We start from the raw sequence: 18,434 nt of genomic DNA, 5'->3' as shown, positions 1-18,434 counted from the left end.
AAGTTATTGCTCGTGAGAGACATCGAGCAGTGGTTTATCCTGATTGGTGATAGGAAGTATTATGACACCTGCAATTAACGCGGCGAAAAAGAAGAAAGTCGCTCACACCATCCATCAATATGAACATGATCCACGCGCAGAGAGTTATGGTTTAGAAGCTGCGGAAGCGCTTGGCCAAGATCCAAAGCAAGTGTTTAAGACTTTGCTATTTTGCCTAAACGGTGAGGCCAAAAATCTTGCGGTAGCGGTGCTGCCTGTTGAGCACAAACTCAATTTGAAACTGGCGGCAAAAGCGGCTAAAGCCAAAAAGGCGGAAATGGCGAATCCTGACATTGCACAAAAAACGACGGGTTATGTAGTGGGTGGTATTAGCCCTCTAGGGCAAAAGAAAGCGTTGCCAACCTTTATCCATTCCAGCGCGTTAGAGCTGAGCACTATGATGGTTAGCGCCGGACGCCGTGGTTTAGAGATTGAGCTTGCACCACAAGATTTGGCGGCATTAACGCGTGGTCAATTTGTGGATTTGTGCCTGTAAGAGCGAGATCTGAGAATCGTGAGCACAGAGCATCGAAGATCGCTTGCGTCTTACTGATGAAATGAAAAAAGGGTGACGATTATCGTCACCCTTTTTACTTAGGAAGTTAGCAATGTCGCTTGCTTTGCAACATTTCATATTCCGTTGCGAAGCGATCTTGTATTCATATCTTAAACGTTAAGTCTCTGACTTATTTTACGTCTTCTTCCATTTGTGCGTTATCAACGACGTGATTTTCGCCAAGATCTTGTGGAAGGATTAGGTTTAGAACGATAGCCACGATACCACATAGACTGATGCCTTGAAGGCTAAAGTCACCAATGCCAAACGCCATGCCACCGATACCAAATACTAGCGTGATAGCAACGATCACTAGGTTGCGAGACTTGTGTAGGTCAACGTGGTTTTTGATTAGCGTATTTAGACCAACCGTTGCGATAGAACCAAACAGTAGGATCATGATGCCACCCATTACTGGCAGTGGAATCGTTTGTAGCAATGCGCCTAGTTTACCAACCAAAGACAGTGTAATCGCTGTAATTGCAGTCCATGTCATGATCACAGGGTTGAATTGCTTCGTTAGCATTACCGCCCCGGTCACTTCTGAGTAAGTCGTGTTTGGCGGAGCACCGACCATTGATGCGACAATTGTCGCCACCCCGTCACCAGTGATTGTGCGGTGTAGGCCTGGTTTTTTCAGGTAATCTTTACCCGTTACGTTCGAGATTGCCAGCATATCGCCCACGTGCTCAACCGCAGGTGCAATCGCCACTGGAATCATAAATAGAATTGCATTGATGTTAAATTCTGGCATGACGAACGCAGGTAGGGCAAACCATGCCGCTTGCTGTACTGGTGTGAAGTCGACGATACCGTAGAACAGGCTGAGTACGTAGCCGACAACAATACCGCCAAGGATTGGCATTAGTTTTAAGAAGCCACGAGTAAATACGCTAATAAATACGGTGGTCAGTAGCGATGCAAAAGAGATTATTAGCGCTGTGCTTCTCTCAATAACTTGTTCGCCACCAGCCATACCAACCGCCATACTAACCGCGTTTTGCGCTAGACCTAGACCGATCACCATGATTACAGGGCCAACGACAACAGGAGGTAGGATTTTATGTACGATGCCCACACCACGCAGTTTAATTAAACCACCCAGTGCCACGTAAACCATGCCAGCGACCATCAAACCACCCATAGTGGCAGGAATACCCCAAGCTTGAACACCAACAAGAATAGGAGCGATAAAGGCAAAAGAGGAAGCAAGGAAGATAGGAACAGAACGACGAGTAATAACTTGGAAAACGAGAGTACCGATACCTGCACCAAATAGTGCAACGTTTGGATCCAGTCCCGTGAGAAGAGGAACCAGTACCAGAGCACCAAATGCGACGAACAGCATTTGAGCGCCTTGAATGGCATTTTTCATTGTTTTATTCCTTTATAGTGGCATTAATCCAAATTTCACCGAATTTTTCGAGATGACAAAATCGGCAAATTAATGGCTCAGACAAAAAATTCGCGGGATTCTATCACTCCAACAAATGTTTACAATCTGAACTAGATCAATTGTTGATAGAATTGTGTGTGAGATCTAAAACTTAGGTTTATAGAATTAGTATCAGACCTCATATTTGTAGTGAATCAAACTGGATAGAACATAAAAACTATGATCTTGCTTTTTTCACGAATTCACGCGAGCTGTGTTGCTCACTATTGAGAAGTTGCTTATCATCGTTGCCTATACTCGCTGTAACTGACTCTAGGAAATATATGCGCTCTTTATTGTTACTCGCATTGGGACTGATTGGTTTCCCTGCTTTAGCTTTGACAAATGTGGATTTGTATCAAACCGAAATCGTGTTGGATCAAAATGCAAAAGAGCCAGAAGTTCAGGCTCGCATGAGCGGTATGGAAGAGGTGATTGTACGCGCCTCTGGTACAGAGGATGCGTTGACGAATCCGATCGTTCAAAAAGCGTTGAAACAAAGTTCTCAATATATTGCTCAATTAAGCTATGGTCAGAAAGATCAACAGCCAACGTTGAAAGTTAAGTTCAATGGCCCGCAAATCGATGCATTGTTAACTCAAGCTCAACTTCCTACATGGCCAGCGCAACGCTCCAACGTATTAGTATGGTTTGTTGAAGAAACGCCAGCAGAGCGCGCAATTGCTTGGGAACATAGCGACTCAAAGTCACTAGAGCGTTTAAAGCAACAAGCTCAATTACGAGGCTTACCTATCACTATTCCTGTTGGCGACTTTGAAGACGTTACAGGAGCCAATGTTTCTGAGCTATGGGGTGGATTTGCTCTACCTGTCGGTCAAGTGAGTCAACGTTATCCGGTTGATGCGGTTTTATTAGTCCGCGCGAGTAATAACAACCTACGTTGGGCTTTGTATGACCAAGCGCCAAAAACGATTGGTGTGACTCGCCAAGCGCCATTGTCTGGTAACAACAATGGTGACGATGCCGTCGAAAAAATGATTAACCACGTTAGCGACTACTTCGCTAAACAAAGCAGCGTTTATGTGTCGAGTGAGTCTTCGGAGTCGTTAACCGCGCGCTTTACCTCTTTAGAAAATGCGGTTGATTTCTTCATTCTAGAACGCAAGCTTCAGCAACTAAACTCGGTCGCGTCTTTAGAAATCCAAAAAATTCAGGGTAATGAAGTGACCTTTTTGGTGCACTTGTTAGCAACACCAGAGCAGTTTGAGCAACAAGTGGCCAGAATGAAAGAAGTAACACCTATTGCGGTTGAAGTCGCAAAACCAGAGGTTCCGGCAATACCAGTGCCAGCTCCGATCGTCGATTTGGCGGGACAACCAGCAAATCAACCGGCCGCTGAAAACTCGGCAGAGCAAGCATTACCACAAATTATCGAACAGGTGGCTTCTAAGCCAGTGGAAGTTAAGCCAACTTTGATGTTTGAGTGGCATAGCGATAAATACGTGGCGCCAGCTCAAGAATCTGCTGACCCATCACAGACGCAGCCGGCAGAAGTTGAAGTACCTGCTGCTGATATTGATGCTTAATCAAAACAGTGAACAAGAAAGGTCTAGCGGTGCTAGACCTTTTTTTGCTTTACGGGCTATTTTTCAAACCTTGCTTTCTCTTTCTTCTCGACTTCTGATAAGCGTCTAAGTTTGAGGCCAAGCTCTTTGCCTCTTGCACGAGCGTAGAGAATATTGCCGATAAAGGCTGCACTGGTGAGTAGCAATTCTATAAGTGCGAGTAAACGCTCACCACCATCGATGTAGAGAATGGTCAGAGCATGCAGGAAATAGAGCATTAAAATGAAATTAGCCCAAGCATGAGTGTAGGGCTTACCCGCTAAAATCCCGGGTAGTGGCAGTAGCAATGGAATACACCAAGCAATGGCTAAAGTTGTACTATTGATATGTGGGTGAGGGGAAAGCGACAATTGCCAAATCGCAACCCAAGCCAAAAGCGCTAAATTGCCACATAGCGCCAAAAGGCGAAATGATTTAGTGGTCGGTGACATTCCTTTTAGCAGCTTGTCTGAATCTTCAGTTGGCATAATCACTCCTTGATTAATTTTCTCGCGGTTGTAGCGAGGCGTTTTCCTAACTGCCGAGCTAACTCACTTTCCTCGCTGGATAGCGTGACATTGCCTGTATGAGCGACATGTGTAGCGCCATATGGCGTGCCGCCACTTTGAGTCGTATGCAATTCAGGATGAGAGTAGGGGATACCCATAACCAACATGCCATGATGAAACAGTGGCAGTTTCATACTTTGTAATGTGGTTTCTTGTCCTCCATGCAAACTTGATGATGAGGTAAATACGCAAGCGGGTTTATCGATAAGATCACCACTGAGCCAAAGCCCTGACGTTTGATCCCAAAAGTGTTTCAGTGGCGCCGCCATATTGCCAAACCATACTGGACTCCCCATCGCTAAACCATCACATTGTTTGAGCTCTTCGAGTGTGATAATCGGATCGGTGGGCGCGTTATCGTTAGATTGAAAATCGTCGACTGTGCGCAGTATCGCCTCACAATGAGGGATAGACTCTATCCCTCGTGCGATTTGGCGGGCTAGTGCTCTGGTTGAGCCATGGCGGCTGTAATAAAGAACAATTAGCTTACAGATCATAATATTTCTAGAACTTGCTCTGGTGGGCGACCATGTTTAGCTTTGCCATTGGCAACTACGATTGGGCGCTCAATAAGAATAGGGGTCGCAGCCATTGCTTCAAACAATGCGTCGTCAGAGGCTTGTGCTAATTCCAATTCTTTGTAGATGGCTTCTTTCGTGCGCATCATCGCACGTACATCAGCGAGCTCAAGTTGACTAAATAGCTGTTTAAGTTCAGTGACTGACAATGGTGTCTCAAGGTATTTGACTACTTGTAGTTCAATGCCTTGTGCTTCGACTAAGGCAAGAGTCTCACGACTTTTTGAGCAACGTGGATTGTGATAAATCACGACTGACATAGAAATTCTCCTAATTGTTATTGTAGTGCCATAAAGCGATCACGCATGACCATCAATTGGTCGATACGTGCATCGTATCGGGCTTGTTCTAGGCTACCCAGCTCAACCATTTGGCTTGCTTGAGTGTAATATTGAATGGCTTTATTCCAGTTGGCTCGTAGTGCCATAATTTCTGCTCGAGCGGCTAACTCTTCTTCGCCATTCCCCACTTTGGCATTGGCTTCTGAGAGCAGTGACCAGCCATTGACATCATTCGGATTGTCGTGAGTGTAGCGTTGTAAAACACGAATCGCTTGAGACAGTTTGTCCTCATTGAGCAGGCTGTTAGCGTAATTAATCGTCAGCACTGGGTTGTGGGGCTCAGATTTCAGGGCTTGCTCAAGCAGCGTCACCGCTTTTTCTGGCTGTTTTAAAGCGATGTAGAGATCGGTCATCGCGTCTAAATAGAAGCGGTTTTGTTTATCTTGTTGTAATAGTGGCTCAAGCAGCGTTTTCGCTTCGCTGAGTTGATTGTTATCTAAATAAACCAGTGCTTTACCATAAGACATTGCAGGTTTAATTGTGTTAGAGACCTTAGATTCGCGACGGTTGAACCAATCTAAAGCCGCATCGGCTTTGATTCCTGCATAACGCGCAACGATTCGCGAGCGCGCTAAGTGATAATCCAGTGATTCGTCGACTCGTAAGTGAGGGTAGCTTTGAGCTCGAACTCGGCTGTCGGTAATTCGGTCTTGTGGTAACGGGTGCGTAAGTAGCATCGGTGGTGGTGTGGTCACATAGCGATATTCATCCGCTAATCGGCCAAAAAAGCGCGGCATAGCCGTCACATCGAAGCCCGCTTTAGATAGCGTGGCAATGCCGAAGCGGTCAGCCTCTTTCTCATTGCTTCGAGTATAGTTTATTTGCCCTTGCATGTTACCTGCGGTAGTAGCGGTAATAGCGGCAAGCCCCGCTTCTGGAGCAGCAATGGCGAGCAGAAGAGAACCTGCGAGCGCAGCTAACGTGGCTGGAGAACGCTTGGCCTGTTCTTCCATGCTTCGAGCTAAGTGACGTTGCGTAACGTGAGCGATTTCGTGCGCCAATACAGACGCGAGCTCACTTTCAGTTTTTGCATGGAGAAATAGGCCAGTGTGAATCGCGACGTAGCCACCAAAAAAGGCAAAGGCGTTAATATTGCGATCGCGAATCATAAAAAAGGTAAAGGGCGTTTTCACGTCATCGGCATTGGCGACCAGACGATGGCCGAGAGTGTCGACATATTCCACTAAAACAGGATCGTTAACGATGGGCGCGCGATTTCTGAGCATGCGCATGTAAGCGTCACCATACTGTAGCTCTTGATCGATGGTCAAAGTGCTACTTGCCGCAGTGCCAATATCCGGTAATTCAATGGGGTTAGCCATGACCGGTGTTGGTGGAACACTGAGTGTGGCAGCAATACAAAGGGCGATGAGTGAACGCGTCTGTTTAAACATAATTGACAGGGTAACTTCCTAATTCCATGAAATATGCCAAGTAATCTCAAATCGTTGCCGCTCGCATATATGGGGAGCGACAGAAATGACATAGGTATAGACACTTTATTGATGCAAGCGTTTCAACGCAACTAAATAAAGTTGTTCTAGCGCCTCACTTTTATTTAAAAGTCAGGTAAGTGTTGAGGTTAGAAATTCGCATCTCAGCATCAGTTAAGTATACAATGGGATCAATATGGACGACTTGGCGAATCAACAAAATGGAACAGCTAGATCTGCGGCAGCAACGTTGCCCGATGGCCTTATTGCTGGCTAAGCGTCATGTTAAGGCTTTAGAGGAAAACGCAACATTAACCATATTAGTAGTAGATATTAGCTCTAAGTTAGATATCATGCGCTTTCTTCGCCAACATGGGTGTCAAGTAGATTGTATTGATGTTGGTAAGCACTACTCGTTGAACGTGACTAAAGGGAACGTCTTAGATGTTTGATATGGTGAGTCGTTGGTATAAGCGACGTTTTTCAGACCCACATGCAGTGAGCTTAGTCGCGATTCTGCTGGTGGGCTTCGTGACCATTTACTTTTTCGGCAATTTGATCGCACCACTTCTGGTTGCCATCGTTTTGGCCTACTTACTTGAGTGGCCAGTGTCTAAGCTCACCCAATTAGGCATTCCACGCACACTATCTGTCGTCGTGGCTTTACTCACTTTCTTTAGTTTGGCGTTGATCGCCTTGTTTGGTTTAGTTCCGACTATTTGGACTCAGGTTGGCAACTTGGTTAATGACATCCCAAACATGTATAACGGCTTGCAGCACACGCTGGTGGAACTACCGAAGAAATACCCAGAACTTGCCAGTTTTGAGATTGTTGAATCTTTGGTAACGAATGCGAAAAACCAAATGATCAGCGTTGGCGAAAGTGTGGTTAAAGGTTCACTCGCTTCGTTAGTGAGTTTGGCGACATTGGCGGTGTATCTAATTTTAGTTCCGTTGTTGGTGTTCTTCTTGTTGAAAGATAAGCAAGAAATGATTGCCATGGCGAGTGGTATGTTGCCGCGCAATCGTAAATTGGCAACCAAAGTTTGGGATGAGATGAACGAACAAATCTCAAACTACATTCGCGGTAAAGTCATGGAGATTCTGATTGTGGGCGGCGTGAGTTACGTGACGTTCGCAATTCTCGATTTACGCTATTCAGCACTGCTTGCCGTACTGGTTGGTTTCTCTGTACTGATCCCTTATATCGGTGCCGCAGCGGTGACAGTACCCGTGGCAATGGTCGGTTTGTTCCAGTGGGGATTATCATCGGAGTTCTACTACCTATTGATTGCCTACGGCATTATTCAAGCTTTAGACGGTAACGTGTTAGTGCCAATCCTGTTCTCTGAGGCGGTTAACCTTCACCCGGTGGCCATCATTGTGGCGGTATTGGTGTTTGGCGGTTTGTGGGGCTTTTGGGGAGTATTTTTCGCTATCCCACTTGCGACCTTAGTTAAAGCCGTGTGGAATGCATTGCCGGGATTAGATGAGGGCGAATCCGCTCCCGCCGCAGACTGATTTGCTCTTTTGCCACGATACATTGGAAAGCCAGCCTCACGAGGTTGGCTTTTTTTGTGATCAAAATAACAAATTCATCGCTAATTCTCACTGAGTGAAAATAATAATGTAGCAAAAGGTAAATAAAAGCGGGGGTTAGCCGATAAAGCGACAGTTGCTGTTTTATTGTGAGGTAAGAATGAAGTTCAGCCAGAAAATTGTTGCCGCTTCATCGGCACTGCTCTTCGTTACTGTAGTGCTATTGTCGGTGCAGCAATCGATGCTAGTTAAAGCAGAAGTAGAACAATTAGTGAGCACTAGCTTAAATGATATTGAGCACGAGCTAAGCCGAACGGTAAGTGCTGAGATGGAAGGTAGTCGTAAACTTGCGCAAGCGACGACGCAGATGATCGAGCTTAATCCGATGGATCGCGACTATGTTTCTTCGGTACTTGAAACGTCGACAGTGAAAAACCAATACATTGTGGTTGGTGCGGGCTACGAAACCGATGGTAGTGTGGTGGAGAATGACGATGGATGGGAAGTCGATTCAAGCTACGAGGCTCGTACCCGTCCATGGTATCAGGAAGCAAAGTCGAAAGGTGATTTGATTGTGACTGAGCCTTATGTGGACTCTGCAACCAATCATGTGGTGATTTCTATCGCGATGCCAATGCGCAGCAAAGGGCAGTTTCTTGGCGTGGTATTTTACGATATGGAGCTGTCAGCGCTGGCTGAAATCGTCAACCAAACTAACTTGTTTAACGCAGGTTACTTATTTATCGTAGCTCCAGATGGCACCACCATTGCACACCCTAATGCTCAATATAATGGCAAGTCGATTAGTAGTTACTTACCTCAAGCGATAGTGCGAGAGGGGGAACAGCGGTTTGAAAAAGATGGTCAAACTTACCTAGTTCGTTTCACTAAAGTGGCTTCCGAAGGCTGGTATGTTGGCTCGGTAGTCGATGAATCAGTGGTGTTAAAAACGGTTGATGAGATGCGCAATAGTACGATTGTGTATGCATTGATCGCATTGGCACTAAGTGTTTTAGGCTTGTCATTACTCATCAAGTTCTTAATGCGTCCACTGAATGCGCTGAATGAGGCAATTCAAGATGTGGCCTCTGGCCAAGGCGATTTGACTAAACGTCTTGATACCAATACCGACGCGGAGTTTTCTCAGTTAGCCAAAGGTTTTAATACGTTTACTGAGAACTTACAGCTACAAATTATTCAATCAAAAGATATTGGCGCGAGTATTTTAGTGGGCACTGAGCAATCTCAGGTTAATGCGTATCAAGCATCACAAGCAATGGCGAGCCAGCTTCAAGAGCTGGAGCAATTGGCAACTGCAATGCATGAAATGTCGGTCACGGCATCGGATGTAGCAAACAATGCTCAAGGTGCCGCATCGGCAGTCAGAGATGCAGAGGACGTAACCAATCAAGGTTCACAAGTGGTCGATGATACGACTCAAGCGATTAATCAATTATCAATGCGTGTGGATCAAGCGGTTGAGGAGGTCGCAGGACTAGAATCGGCAACCAATAATATCGAAACCATATTGAAAGTGATTAATGATATTGCAGACCAAACCAACTTGTTGGCACTCAATGCTGCAATTGAAGCGGCGCGAGCTGGTGATTCAGGTCGCGGTTTTGCCGTGGTCGCAGATGAAGTTCGTACACTGGCGCAGCGCACGCAACAGTCAACGACAGAAATTCGTGGCATGATTGAACAGCTACAATCCGGGGCTGCTGCGGTTTCTTCAGCGATGAATGAAAGCAAGTTAACCGCAGATATGGCAGTAGAGAAGGCTCTACAAGCGAATGATTCACTGCAAGCGATTCGTACAATTATTCAAAGTATTACTGATATGAATATGCAGATAGCCTCTGCAGCTGAAGAGCAAAGCTTGGTCGCTGAAGAGATCAATAACAATACGTTGCGTATTAAAGATCTTTCGACGGTGGTTTCTGATGCGGCTCAACAAAGTAGTGAAGCGATGTCGCATCAAACCGAAAGTGTGCGTCAGCAAGATGAAATACTGAACCGGTTTATTGTGTAGTTAAACCAAAAAACGCCAGCGAATTTGCTGGCGTTTTTTATCTTATTCAGGGTGTTATTTGCTATTTAGGTAATCAAGTACCACTTGATGATGATCTTTGGTTTTGAACTTATTGAACACATGTTCAATGTTACCATTCTCATCAATTAAGAAGCTGATACGGTGAAGACCATCGTACACTTTACCCATGAACTTTTTCTCGCCCCACACTCCAAACTGTTCTGCAACAGCATGATCTTCATCAGAAAGTAGGGTGAAGTTAAGGTTGTCACGTTCGATAAATTTACCCAGACGTTTCACAGGATCAATACTGACGCCTAAAGTGACGACATTGTGTGCATCGAGTTCTGTTTTTGTGTCACGAAGACCTTGTGCCTGAACGGTACAACCGGGAGTCATGGCTTTAGGGTAGAAATAGAACAGTACTTTTTTACCAGCAAAATCTTCTAACTTAACAATATTGCCATCTTGATCGGGTAAGGCGAAATTTGGAGCTGGAGAGCCCGCGGTCAGCGTGTTCATGAGGATTCCTTTTTTATTGGCTGCTTTTTATAAAGTTGAGAGAACCAACCACGTTCAACTGACGGCAAAGATCTGCGAATTCTTCTTGTAATTGCATCAGGTTGAACTCTGAATCGACGAGAGCAGACAAACCGATTTGAAATTGGTCGTGCTCAGTGCCGAGTTTGGCTTTGTCTATCGTTTGTGCGCTCAGTGAAGAAATACCGATATCTTTGTCAGCGAAAAATTGCGTGAATTTCTCGGTTAGCCCCGGTTTGTCGTCGGATTCAACAAACGCTTCAATGGTAAAGGTGTTGTCGTGATGGGCATGTTTCGCGGTGCGCTTCATCATGGTGATCAAGTTGAGCTCTTGACCGAGTAAAGGCAGAGTCGTTTCGACTCGCGTAATAGAGGCATTGCCACCGGACAATAGCATGATAAGGGTAAACTCATTACCGAATAGAGCGATGCGGCTATCGACAATATTGCAACCAGCTTGTGTTACAAGTCGTACTATTTGGTTGCACACACCAGGACGATCACTGCCAACGGCATTAACTACCAGATGTTGAATCATACTATCACTTCACTTTTGTTTTGATTATTGAAGGCTACTCTAGCACATACCCAATTGACTTCAAGATGCATTAATTCCTGATTTACTCCCAGAAATTATTGCTCGGGAAAGCTAGGGACAACATGACATAGATCTTAATTCTGTTGCTCGAAAGGAATTAGGCTCAGATATTCAAACAAAACGGGGATTTATGCTCGCTTAAGAGCTTGTCTTTATTCCTCGCCTTACAGTACCATGCAGAAAGTATCAAATTATCGGAGAATGACATGTTTTCAGGAAGTATCGTTGCACTTATTACCCCATTTACCTCAGACGGCGAAGTGGATTACGTTAGCCTGAAGAAGCTGGTTGATTTTCACGTGGCTGCAGGTAGCGATGGTATTGTTGCTGTAGGAACAACAGGTGAGTCTGCAACTCTAACGATTGAAGAGCATGTTAAAGTGGTCCATAAGACGGTTGAATTTGCTGAAGGTCGCATTCCAGTGATTGCAGGTGCAGGCGCGAATGCAACGCATGAATGTATTACATTCAGCCGCTTACTCAATAACTCAGGTATCGTGGGTTGTTTGAGTGTGACGCCTTATTACAACAAGCCAACTCAAGAAGGCATGTACCAGCACTACAAAGCGATTGCCGCGGAAACCGATATTCCACAGATTTTGTATAATGTACCAGGTCGTACTGGTGTAGACCTTCAACCTGAAACAGTCGGTCGTTTAGCTGAAATCGAGAACATTGTTGCGCTTAAAGATGCGACCGGTGATTTAACTCGAGTTGCAAAACATCGTGAACTTTGTGGCGAAGATTTTATCTTACTAAGTGGTGATGATGCGACAGGTCTAGATTTTGTTCGTTTAGGTGGTCACGGTGTTATTTCGGTAACAAATAACCTAGCTGCAGAAGATATGGCAACGATGTTCCGTCTTGCCAAAGAAGGTCGTTACGAAGAAGCAGAAGTGATCAACCAACGCTTGATGTCTTTGCATAAAAACCTATTCGTTGAATCAAGCCCAATTCCAGTAAAATGGGCTGCACATAAAATGGGTCTAATTGAGTTTGGTGGATTGCGCTTGCCGATGACAGAGCTTTCTACTGCAGCAGAGCCGATTGTCCTAAGTGCGATGAAAGATGCAGGCATCTACTAAGTAAGTTTAAGGATTGCTGGAGCGTTACGCTTCAGCATTTATTTATCAGGAGTTTCAATGAAGTTGTCACCCCAGCTAGTCGTTAGTGCACTAGCTGTTTTTGTATTAAGTGCATGCTCCGGCGGTGCTGAAAGACGTCGTCAAGCGGATAATGATTTCGACTATTTGAATACACCTCCGCCGGTTGAATGGCAGTCACTTGAAGGCTCTAAGCCTCAGTTCTACCCAAATTACAATATTCCACAAGGTGAATTCGCCGGTGGTGTGGGTACGGCTGTTGATATTCGTCCACCAAGACAGGTACTTGAACTTGTTCCTGGCGCGCGCATCGAAAGAGGCGATGGTAACGTTACGATTTGGCTGCTAAGAAAAGACGAAGCAGATAAAGTGTGGCAAATGGCCAAGACTCTTCTTAGTGAACGTGGCATCGATGTGCGTTCTCAAGATGACAATCGTATTGAAACCGATTGGGTTACTTGGATCTCTGAAGATGAATCGTTACCGCTAGGTGCGCGTTATGAAATCACTCGTGGAATGAGTAACGGTCGCCAAATGATTAAATTATCGATGATCGACTGGCGCGAAGGCAATGACAGTAAGTCTGTTACCTTTACCAATAAAGAGCGCTACAGCGCGGTGATGGCGAACCTATTGACCTCTCGTTACGACCTCGATTTGCGTCAAGAAGCGGAGCGTAAAGCAAACGAGCGTGTTAAACAAATCCCAATTACAATGGGTACCGACCGCTCTGGTTTACCTGTGATTATCGCACGTACCCCTTACGATGTACTTTGGCCACGTCTACCTAAAGCGCTACCTGAAATGGGATTCACCATTGAAGAACGCATTCAATCTCAAGGTACGATCAAAGTTAAATACTCGAAACCAGGTGATGATTTCTGGGAAGAGGTGGGTGTTAAACCAATCGAGCTTAACTACAGCACTTATACCTTTATGTTAGGTGATTTAGGTAACCGTACCTCAATCAACTTAACGGACTCTAAAGGTAAACCTGTTGATGAAGACACACTAAAAGACCTTGCTAAGGTTATTTCAGTGATGCTTGAAAAACATCTATAAGTTAGACGGTTAAAAAAAAGCTGACACATGTGTCAGCTTTTTTTATTGGTTCAAATCGGGGTATTGCTATTAAAGCACCATCGCTGCAATCCAGCCAAACGCAATCAGCGGCAGGTTGTAGTGAATAAAGGTAGGAACAACCGTTTCCCAAATATGTTCGTGTTGTCCATCAGCATTCAGACCCGATGTTGGACCTAAAGTGGAGTCTGAGGCCGGAGAGCCTGCATCACCCAGCGCTGCTGCTGTACCAACAAGTGCGATCGTTGCCATTGGAGAGAAACCAAACGCCAGTGATAGCGGTACGTAGATGGTGGCAATAATTGGAATAGTTGAGAACGAAGAACCGATACCCATAGTGACCAATAGACCGACAACAAGCATTAGCAACGCGGCTAGCGGCTTATTATCACCGATGCTAGTTGAAAGCGCACTTACTAGGGTTTCAACACCACCAGTTTGCTTCATTACGGCTGCAAAGCCTGCCGCTGAGATCATGATAAAGCCGATCATTGCCATCATGTGTACACCTTTCGTGAACACATCATGCGTTTCTTTCCACGCAATAACGCCACCGAAGGTGAATACCATAAAGCCAGCTAATGCACCGACAATCATAGAACCCGTCGTTAACTGCACACCTAGTGCGGCACAGATACCCAACGCGGCAACAATGACATTTTTTTTATCAATGTTTTTAATTGGTTGAGGTTCTTCAGTGTGGCTAGTTACTGCATATTCACGCGGTTTACGGTAGCTAAAGAATACCGCTACTAACAAACCAAAGATCATGCCGGCAGCAGGTAATAACATTGCGGTTGGCACTTGCGCTGCCGTGACATCCAGACCGTTGTCATGCAAGTTTTTCAATAGGATGTTGTTGAGGAAAATGCCACCAAAACCAATAGGCAGAACCATGTATGGAGTAATCAAGCCAAAAGTAAGAACACAGGCTACCATACGGCGGTCGAGTTTTAACTTGGCAAATACACCCAATAGAGGCGGAATAAGAATAGGAATAAAGGCGATATGCACTGGAATAACGTTTTGTGACGACATCGTGACTAGAACTAGCGAAAACAGTAAGCCATATTTTAGCCCCGTTGTTGCAGTGCTATTTTCTTTACCATGTAGGCGTTTAATCACGCTATTAGCAAGTAGATCCGTGATACCAGAACGAGAAATGGCTACCGCAAAGGTACCCAACATCGCATAGCTCAGTGCGATAGTTGCACCGCCACCTAAACCACTTTCAAAAGCGGCAATTGAGTCATTTAAGCTCATGCCAGCAACTAAACCACCAATGATGGCACTTAACGTCAGTGCAACCACGACGTTGACCCGCATTAGGGCAAGTATCAGCATGATACATACAGATATTACAACAGGATTCATAGTGTACTCGTTTGTTATGTTTGCGTTTATTGTTGTGTTTGTTCAGTTTCTTCGTCAACTAAAGGCCAGCCACCAAGTGCTTTCCATTTATTAACGATTCCACAAAATAGCTCTGCGGTTTTTTGTGTATCGTATAGTGCAGAGTGGGCTTCCTTATTGTCGAATTCCATTCCTGCTGTTTTACATGCTTTGGCTAGAACGGTTTGGCCGTAAGCAAGACCACTTAAAGTGGCAGTATCAAACGTTGCAAAGGGATGAAAAGGGACTCGTTTTAGCTTGCTGCGTTCACTTGCTGCCATAACAAAGCTATGGTCAAACGTTGCGTTGTGAGCCACGATAATTGCACGGCTACAGTCGGCCGCTTTTTGCTCTTTTCGCACAAGCTTGTATATCTCTTTTAACGCTTCAGACTCAGGAATTGCACCACGTAGCGGGCTAAATGGGTCACGAATACCAATAAAGTCTAAAGCTTCTTTAACTAGATTTGCCCCTTCAAAGGGCTCAATATGAAAATGAAGTGTTGATGCAGGATGGAGATCGCCATGTTCATCCATTTGTAGCGTAACAGCACAAATTTCCAAAAGTGCATCTGTTTGGGCATTAAACCCTGCGGTTTCGACATCAATCACTACCGGGAAATACCCGCGAAAGCGACTTTTTAACGTCAAGGCTTCATTTTCTAAAGTCATATTGATTTTAATTAGTGTGACAAGGATTGCATTATTGCAGATTATTGATGCAATACCAATCAACATTAATTTCCATTTTAAGCGTATGAATATTCACCACTCAGGCTTGCGATGTGACCCACGTATTTCGTTAATTCCTTTTCATACTAATCAGTTGTCACTGAAGATGCTTGTCAGAATAAGGGCATAAGCGCTGGTATCAATCGAATCAAATACGATAAAGTTGGCTGGATTTTTGCTAGTTTAATGAGGCAAAGTCATTATAGTGATGACGTTCGGCAATATTATGCCGCAGATGAACAATTCTAGAGAAAATGCTTAATGAAGAATCGGGTTGTTAAAAGTGTAGCGATGACCATTGCTCTATTTAGCTCAAGTACTTGGGCGATGGGCAAGCATTATGGTGCCTCGCCCACACAATCCCAGTGGCAAATGACGTCGAATACGCCGTTACAATGCCAGCTTGTTCATCCTATCCCTAATTTCGGTGAAGCTGTTTTTACCTCAAACGCGAGCAAAAAAATCAATTTAGATTTTGAGCTGAAAATGAAACGACCTATGGGGGAAACTCGCGACGTTTCTCTCGTGTCAATGCCGCCTGCATGGCGTCCTGGTGATAGCGCGAATCGAATGACCAATATTCGCTTTTTTAAGCAGTTTGATGGTTATATCGGAGGGCAAACCGCTTGGAGTATTTTGAGTGAGCTAGAAAAAGGGCGCTATCCGACGTTTAGCTATCAAGAGTGGCAGAGTTCGGATGAGCGGGTTGAAGTCGCGTTATCTTCGGTATTGTTTCAACCTAAATACAACGTATTCAGTGATTGTATCGCCAACTTGTTGCCATACAATTTTGAGGATATATCATTCACGATATTGCACTATGACCGTTCAAGTGTTCAGCTGAATAAAGCATCACAAAAACGCCTCGCGCAAATCGCTGAGTATATCCGTTACAATCAAGATATTGACCTTGTGTTGGTGTCAACCTACTCCGGTTCAGAAGACAGCAAGAGTACGAGTCAAGCGTTGTCTGAACAGCGAGCGGATGTATTGCGCGATTACTTTAAGTCGATAGGTTTGCCGGAAGATCGTATTCAAGTTCAAGGTTATGGTAAGCGTCGTCCAATTGCTGACAATGCGTCACCGCTCGGTAAAGATAAAAACCGAAGAGTCGTGATTTCACTTGGACGAACACAGATTTAAATTGAAAAAAAAACCAGCCACATGGCTGGTTTTTGTGCGCTTGAACGACTGAATAGACCTGTATTTTGACGCTAGTTGAGCTTGAATTTGGCGATTAAGTTGCAGCTTGTTGCGGTATCAATATCTTGCACCATACGAGCAATTTTGGCGTCTGGGTGGCGTTTCATAAATTCAATTAGCGCTTTTTTGCAACACCCCATTGAAGTCACAAAGGCATCACAGTGGGTATTGGGGCATTGAGGAACGAGAGTTAATACTTTTTCAGAGGCCAGTTTTAAGTATTTCAACTCGTATTGGTTATCACCAATCGTACGCCAAAATGAGGCGAGGTTATGGCATGAGATGACAGAGATAAGTAGGCGCTCTTCGACTTCAATATCATCACAGATAGCGAGGTGATCACTCGCATTGAGCGCTTGTTGATAATGCAAAACACTGCGTAAATGATCGCGCTCTTGCAAAGCAATGTCAGCCAGTAAGGTGTGTTTTTCCCACTCAGAAATATCCATCATCTCAATTCTCAATCCAATTTGTGATGAATGAATTCTAAATGATAATTATTATCATGTAAAACATAAATAAAGGGCAGCTTTGCTGCCTAAAATGATGCTTAACCTTCAAGGCCTGCTGATGCTGATGAGTTTTGAATCAGTTCAATCATGTAGCCATCAGGGTCTTTGACAAAAGCGATGTGCGTAGAACCGCCTTTAACCGGACCTGGTTCACGTGTTACGTTGCCGCCAGCGGCTTTGATTGCATCACAAGTGCTGTAAATATCATCAACGCCAATTGCGATGTGACCGAATGCACTGCCTAGGTCGTATTCGGTTGTTCCCCAGTTATAGGTCAGTTCGATGACGGCGCCTTGCGACTCGTCACCATAGCCTAGGAAAGCGAGTGTGTATTTGTATTCGGTATTTTCGTTTTGGCGCAGCAGGTTCATACCCATTACGTCAGTGTAAAATTGGATTGATTTATCTAGGTCACCCACGCGTAGCATGGTGTGTAGGATGCGTCCGTTTGACATTGTTTACTCCCGTGTTTTATACCATGCTGAATCTATCATAAATCGATATTACAGGCATGATTCTTATCTAAATATCTGTTTTTTCTTTATATTCACACAAATCTTCAATAATGCAGCTACCACAGCGAGGCTTACGAGCAACACAGGTGTAACGTCCGTGCAGAATCAACCAGTGGTGAACATCAACTTTGAATTCTTTTGGTACGACTTTTAGCAGTTTTTCTTCTACTTGATCGACATTTTTACCCACAGCAAATTTGGTGCGGTTCGATACGCGGAAAATGTGTGTATCAACGGCAATAGTAGGCCAGCCAAAGGCAGTATTGAGTACTACATTGGCAGTTTTACGCCCAACACCTGGCAGCGCTTCTAACGCTTCGCGATCCTCTGGGATTTCACCACCATGCTTTTCGATCAAGATTTTACATGTCTTAATCACGTTCTCCGCTTTGGAGTTAAATAGGCCAATGGTTTTGATGTACTCTTTGACGCCTTCGACACCAAGTTCGAGTATTGCCTGTGGCGTGTTAGCTACTGGGTAGAGTTTGTCCGTGGCCTTATTGACGCTAACATCGGTTGCTTGCGCTGAGAGCAGGACGGCAATTAATAGCTCAAATGGCGTGCTCCAGTTGAGCTCCGTCTGTGGATTAGGGTTGTTATCTCTCAATCGAGTGAGGATTTCAACGCGTTTGGTATTATTCATTTGTTGGCTGCTTTTCAGTGTATTTTTTGT

Annotated in this window: 20 protein-coding genes; 8 read left to right on the top strand and 12 right to left on the bottom strand. The window is 44.8% G+C overall.

Features of this window, described 5'->3' with window-relative positions; genetic code table 11:
- The first annotated feature begins 61 nt into the window (after positions 1-61).
- Entirely contained in the window at positions 62-535 is a 474-nt protein-coding gene (gene ybaK, locus Vt282_RS09890; RefSeq protein ID WP_162045848.1) for a Cys-tRNA(Pro) deacylase, read from the top strand.
- 190 nt (positions 536-725) lie between these two features.
- Here the strand turns inward: ybaK and Vt282_RS09885 are convergent, their stop codons facing one another.
- The gene (locus tag Vt282_RS09885) at positions 726-1,970 is read right to left on the bottom strand and encodes a uracil-xanthine permease family protein (protein WP_162045849.1); all 1,245 of its coding nucleotides are present in this window, start codon (positions 1,968-1,970) and stop codon (positions 726-728) included.
- 344 nt (positions 1,971-2,314) lie between these two features.
- Here Vt282_RS09885 and Vt282_RS09880 point away from each other — a divergent pair, with 344 nt between their 5' ends.
- The gene (locus Vt282_RS09880; RefSeq protein ID WP_162063286.1) at positions 2,315-3,577 is read left to right on the top strand and encodes a DUF2066 domain-containing protein; all 1,263 of its coding nucleotides are present in this window, start codon (positions 2,315-2,317) and stop codon (positions 3,575-3,577) included.
- Positions 3,578-3,633: 56 nt separating this feature from the next.
- Here Vt282_RS09880 and Vt282_RS09875 read toward each other — a convergent pair whose 3' ends face one another.
- Genes Vt282_RS09875 through bepA form a run of 4 tightly spaced genes read right to left on the bottom strand, consistent with a single transcriptional unit; the run spans position 3,634 to position 6,480 of the window.
- Positions 3,634-4,083, bottom strand: coding sequence for a DUF2069 domain-containing protein (locus Vt282_RS09875; RefSeq protein ID WP_162063285.1), 450 nt, complete (start codon positions 4,081-4,083; stop codon positions 3,634-3,636).
- A gap of 2 nt (positions 4,084-4,085) precedes the next feature.
- Positions 4,086-4,661: an NAD(P)H:quinone oxidoreductase gene (gene wrbA / locus Vt282_RS09870; protein WP_162063284.1), complete on the bottom strand. Its 576-nt coding sequence runs from the start codon at positions 4,659-4,661 to the stop codon at positions 4,086-4,088.
- Positions 4,658-5,002, bottom strand: coding sequence for an arsenate reductase (glutaredoxin) (gene arsC / locus Vt282_RS09865; RefSeq protein WP_162063283.1), 345 nt, complete (start codon positions 5,000-5,002; stop codon positions 4,658-4,660). The genes wrbA and arsC overlap by 4 nt, the downstream gene beginning before the upstream one ends.
- Positions 5,003-5,019: 17 nt before the next feature.
- Positions 5,020-6,480 (bottom strand): beta-barrel assembly-enhancing protease, encoded by a 1,461-nt coding sequence (gene bepA / locus Vt282_RS09860; RefSeq protein ID WP_415663447.1) that lies wholly within the window; start codon positions 6,478-6,480, stop codon positions 5,020-5,022.
- Positions 6,481-6,737: 257 nt separating this feature from the next.
- Here bepA and Vt282_RS09855 point away from each other — a divergent pair, with 257 nt between their 5' ends.
- From Vt282_RS09855 to Vt282_RS09845, 3 genes are all read left to right on the top strand, one after another.
- The gene (locus tag Vt282_RS09855; protein WP_162063281.1) at positions 6,738-6,968 is read left to right on the top strand and encodes a sulfurtransferase TusA family protein; all 231 of its coding nucleotides are present in this window, start codon (positions 6,738-6,740) and stop codon (positions 6,966-6,968) included.
- On the top strand, positions 6,961-8,037 hold the full coding sequence (locus Vt282_RS09850) for an AI-2E family transporter (protein WP_162063280.1): 1,077 nt from the start codon (positions 6,961-6,963) through the stop codon (positions 8,035-8,037). Before Vt282_RS09855 ends, Vt282_RS09850 begins: the two co-directional genes overlap by 8 nt.
- A 178-nt stretch (positions 8,038-8,215) precedes the next feature.
- Positions 8,216-10,087 carry a methyl-accepting chemotaxis protein gene (locus Vt282_RS09845; protein WP_162063279.1) on the top strand — a complete coding sequence of 624 codons (1,872 nt, stop codon included), beginning with the start codon at positions 8,216-8,218 and terminating at the stop codon, positions 10,085-10,087.
- A gap of 54 nt (positions 10,088-10,141) precedes the next feature.
- On the opposite strand, the gene bcp is transcribed toward Vt282_RS09845, so the two are convergent.
- Both bcp and Vt282_RS09835 read right to left on the bottom strand, forming a co-directional pair.
- On the bottom strand, positions 10,142-10,609 hold the full coding sequence (bcp, locus tag Vt282_RS09840; protein ID WP_162045858.1) for a thioredoxin-dependent thiol peroxidase: 468 nt from the start codon (positions 10,607-10,609) through the stop codon (positions 10,142-10,144).
- A 13-nt stretch (positions 10,610-10,622) separates the two neighbouring features.
- On the bottom strand, positions 10,623-11,165 hold the full coding sequence (locus Vt282_RS09835; RefSeq protein ID WP_162063278.1) for a glycine cleavage system transcriptional repressor: 543 nt from the start codon (positions 11,163-11,165) through the stop codon (positions 10,623-10,625).
- Between the two features lie 266 nt (positions 11,166-11,431).
- Here Vt282_RS09835 and dapA point away from each other — a divergent pair, with 266 nt between their 5' ends.
- Both dapA and bamC read left to right on the top strand, forming a co-directional pair.
- Positions 11,432-12,310 (top strand): 4-hydroxy-tetrahydrodipicolinate synthase, encoded by an 879-nt coding sequence (gene dapA, locus Vt282_RS09830; RefSeq protein WP_162045860.1) that lies wholly within the window; start codon positions 11,432-11,434, stop codon positions 12,308-12,310.
- A gap of 57 nt (positions 12,311-12,367) precedes the next feature.
- Positions 12,368-13,390, top strand: a complete 1,023-nt coding sequence (bamC, locus tag Vt282_RS09825) for an outer membrane protein assembly factor BamC (protein ID WP_162045861.1) — start codon at positions 12,368-12,370, stop codon at positions 13,388-13,390.
- A 69-nt stretch (positions 13,391-13,459) separates the two neighbouring features.
- On the opposite strand, the gene Vt282_RS09820 is transcribed toward bamC, so the two are convergent.
- Both Vt282_RS09820 and rnt read right to left on the bottom strand, forming a co-directional pair.
- Complete coding sequence (locus Vt282_RS09820) at positions 13,460-14,782, bottom strand: Na+/H+ antiporter family protein (protein WP_162045862.1); 1,323 nt, start codon at positions 14,780-14,782, stop codon at positions 13,460-13,462.
- Positions 14,783-14,808: 26 nt separating this feature from the next.
- Positions 14,809-15,471 (bottom strand): ribonuclease T, encoded by a 663-nt coding sequence (gene rnt / locus Vt282_RS09815; protein ID WP_162045863.1) that lies wholly within the window; start codon positions 15,469-15,471, stop codon positions 14,809-14,811.
- A 351-nt stretch (positions 15,472-15,822) separates the two neighbouring features.
- Here rnt and motY point away from each other — a divergent pair, with 351 nt between their 5' ends.
- Positions 15,823-16,674 (top strand): flagellar protein MotY, encoded by an 852-nt coding sequence (gene motY / locus Vt282_RS09810; RefSeq protein WP_415663421.1) that lies wholly within the window; start codon positions 15,823-15,825, stop codon positions 16,672-16,674.
- Positions 16,675-16,745: 71 nt separating this feature from the next.
- Here the strand turns inward: motY and Vt282_RS09805 are convergent, their stop codons facing one another.
- The 3 genes from Vt282_RS09805 to nth all read right to left on the bottom strand — a co-directional run bounded on the left by Vt282_RS09805 (position 16,746) and on the right by nth (position 18,404).
- The gene (locus tag Vt282_RS09805) at positions 16,746-17,183 is read right to left on the bottom strand and encodes a DUF2753 family protein (protein WP_162063726.1); all 438 of its coding nucleotides are present in this window, start codon (positions 17,181-17,183) and stop codon (positions 16,746-16,748) included.
- A gap of 101 nt (positions 17,184-17,284) precedes the next feature.
- The gene (gene gloA / locus Vt282_RS09800) at positions 17,285-17,701 is read right to left on the bottom strand and encodes a lactoylglutathione lyase (protein WP_162063276.1); all 417 of its coding nucleotides are present in this window, start codon (positions 17,699-17,701) and stop codon (positions 17,285-17,287) included.
- Between the two features lie 67 nt (positions 17,702-17,768).
- Positions 17,769-18,404 carry an endonuclease III gene (gene nth / locus Vt282_RS09795; RefSeq protein WP_162045866.1) on the bottom strand — a complete coding sequence of 212 codons (636 nt, stop codon included), beginning with the start codon at positions 18,402-18,404 and terminating at the stop codon, positions 17,769-17,771.
- Positions 18,405-18,434 lie beyond the last annotated feature (30 nt).

Origin of the sequence: Vibrio taketomensis (assembly GCF_009938165.1) — a bacterium.
GTDB lineage: Bacteria > Pseudomonadota > Gammaproteobacteria > Enterobacterales > Vibrionaceae > Vibrio > Vibrio taketomensis.
This window is presented reverse-complemented; position numbering and strand designations above follow the sequence as displayed.

Excerpts from the sequence above, each read along its gene's own strand:
- wrbA (WP_162063284.1), bottom strand. The coding sequence starts at position 4,661 with ATGATCTGTAAGCTAATTGTTCTTTATTACAGCCGCCATGGCTCAACC.
- motY (WP_415663421.1), top strand. The coding sequence starts at position 15,823 with ATGACCATTGCTCTATTTAGCTCAAGTACTTGGGCGATGGGCAAGCAT.
- bamC (WP_162045861.1), top strand. The coding sequence starts at position 12,368 with ATGAAGTTGTCACCCCAGCTAGTCGTTAGTGCACTAGCTGTTTTTGTA.
- Vt282_RS09820 (WP_162045862.1), bottom strand. The coding sequence starts at position 14,782 with ATGAATCCTGTTGTAATATCTGTATGTATCATGCTGATACTTGCCCTA.
- Vt282_RS09885 (WP_162045849.1), bottom strand. The coding sequence starts at position 1,970 with ATGAAAAATGCCATTCAAGGCGCTCAAATGCTGTTCGTCGCATTTGGT.
- Vt282_RS09855 (WP_162063281.1), top strand. The coding sequence starts at position 6,738 with ATGGAACAGCTAGATCTGCGGCAGCAACGTTGCCCGATGGCCTTATTG.
- nth (WP_162045866.1), bottom strand. The coding sequence starts at position 18,404 with ATGAATAATACCAAACGCGTTGAAATCCTCACTCGATTGAGAGATAAC.
- Vt282_RS09805 (WP_162063726.1), bottom strand. The coding sequence starts at position 17,183 with ATGGATATTTCTGAGTGGGAAAAACACACCTTACTGGCTGACATTGCT.
- arsC (WP_162063283.1), bottom strand. The coding sequence starts at position 5,002 with ATGTCAGTCGTGATTTATCACAATCCACGTTGCTCAAAAAGTCGTGAG.
- Vt282_RS09850 (WP_162063280.1), top strand. The coding sequence starts at position 6,961 with ATGTTTGATATGGTGAGTCGTTGGTATAAGCGACGTTTTTCAGACCCA.
- rnt (WP_162045863.1), bottom strand. The coding sequence starts at position 15,471 with ATGACTTTAGAAAATGAAGCCTTGACGTTAAAAAGTCGCTTTCGCGGG.
- Vt282_RS09880 (WP_162063286.1), top strand. The coding sequence starts at position 2,315 with ATGCGCTCTTTATTGTTACTCGCATTGGGACTGATTGGTTTCCCTGCT.
- Vt282_RS09835 (WP_162063278.1), bottom strand. The coding sequence starts at position 11,165 with ATGATTCAACATCTGGTAGTTAATGCCGTTGGCAGTGATCGTCCTGGT.
- Vt282_RS09845 (WP_162063279.1), top strand. The coding sequence starts at position 8,216 with ATGAAGTTCAGCCAGAAAATTGTTGCCGCTTCATCGGCACTGCTCTTC.
- Vt282_RS09875 (WP_162063285.1), bottom strand. The coding sequence starts at position 4,083 with ATGCCAACTGAAGATTCAGACAAGCTGCTAAAAGGAATGTCACCGACC.
- gloA (WP_162063276.1), bottom strand. The coding sequence starts at position 17,701 with ATGTCAAACGGACGCATCCTACACACCATGCTACGCGTGGGTGACCTA.
- bcp (WP_162045858.1), bottom strand. The coding sequence starts at position 10,609 with ATGAACACGCTGACCGCGGGCTCTCCAGCTCCAAATTTCGCCTTACCC.
- ybaK (WP_162045848.1), top strand. The coding sequence starts at position 62 with ATGACACCTGCAATTAACGCGGCGAAAAAGAAGAAAGTCGCTCACACC.
- dapA (WP_162045860.1), top strand. The coding sequence starts at position 11,432 with ATGTTTTCAGGAAGTATCGTTGCACTTATTACCCCATTTACCTCAGAC.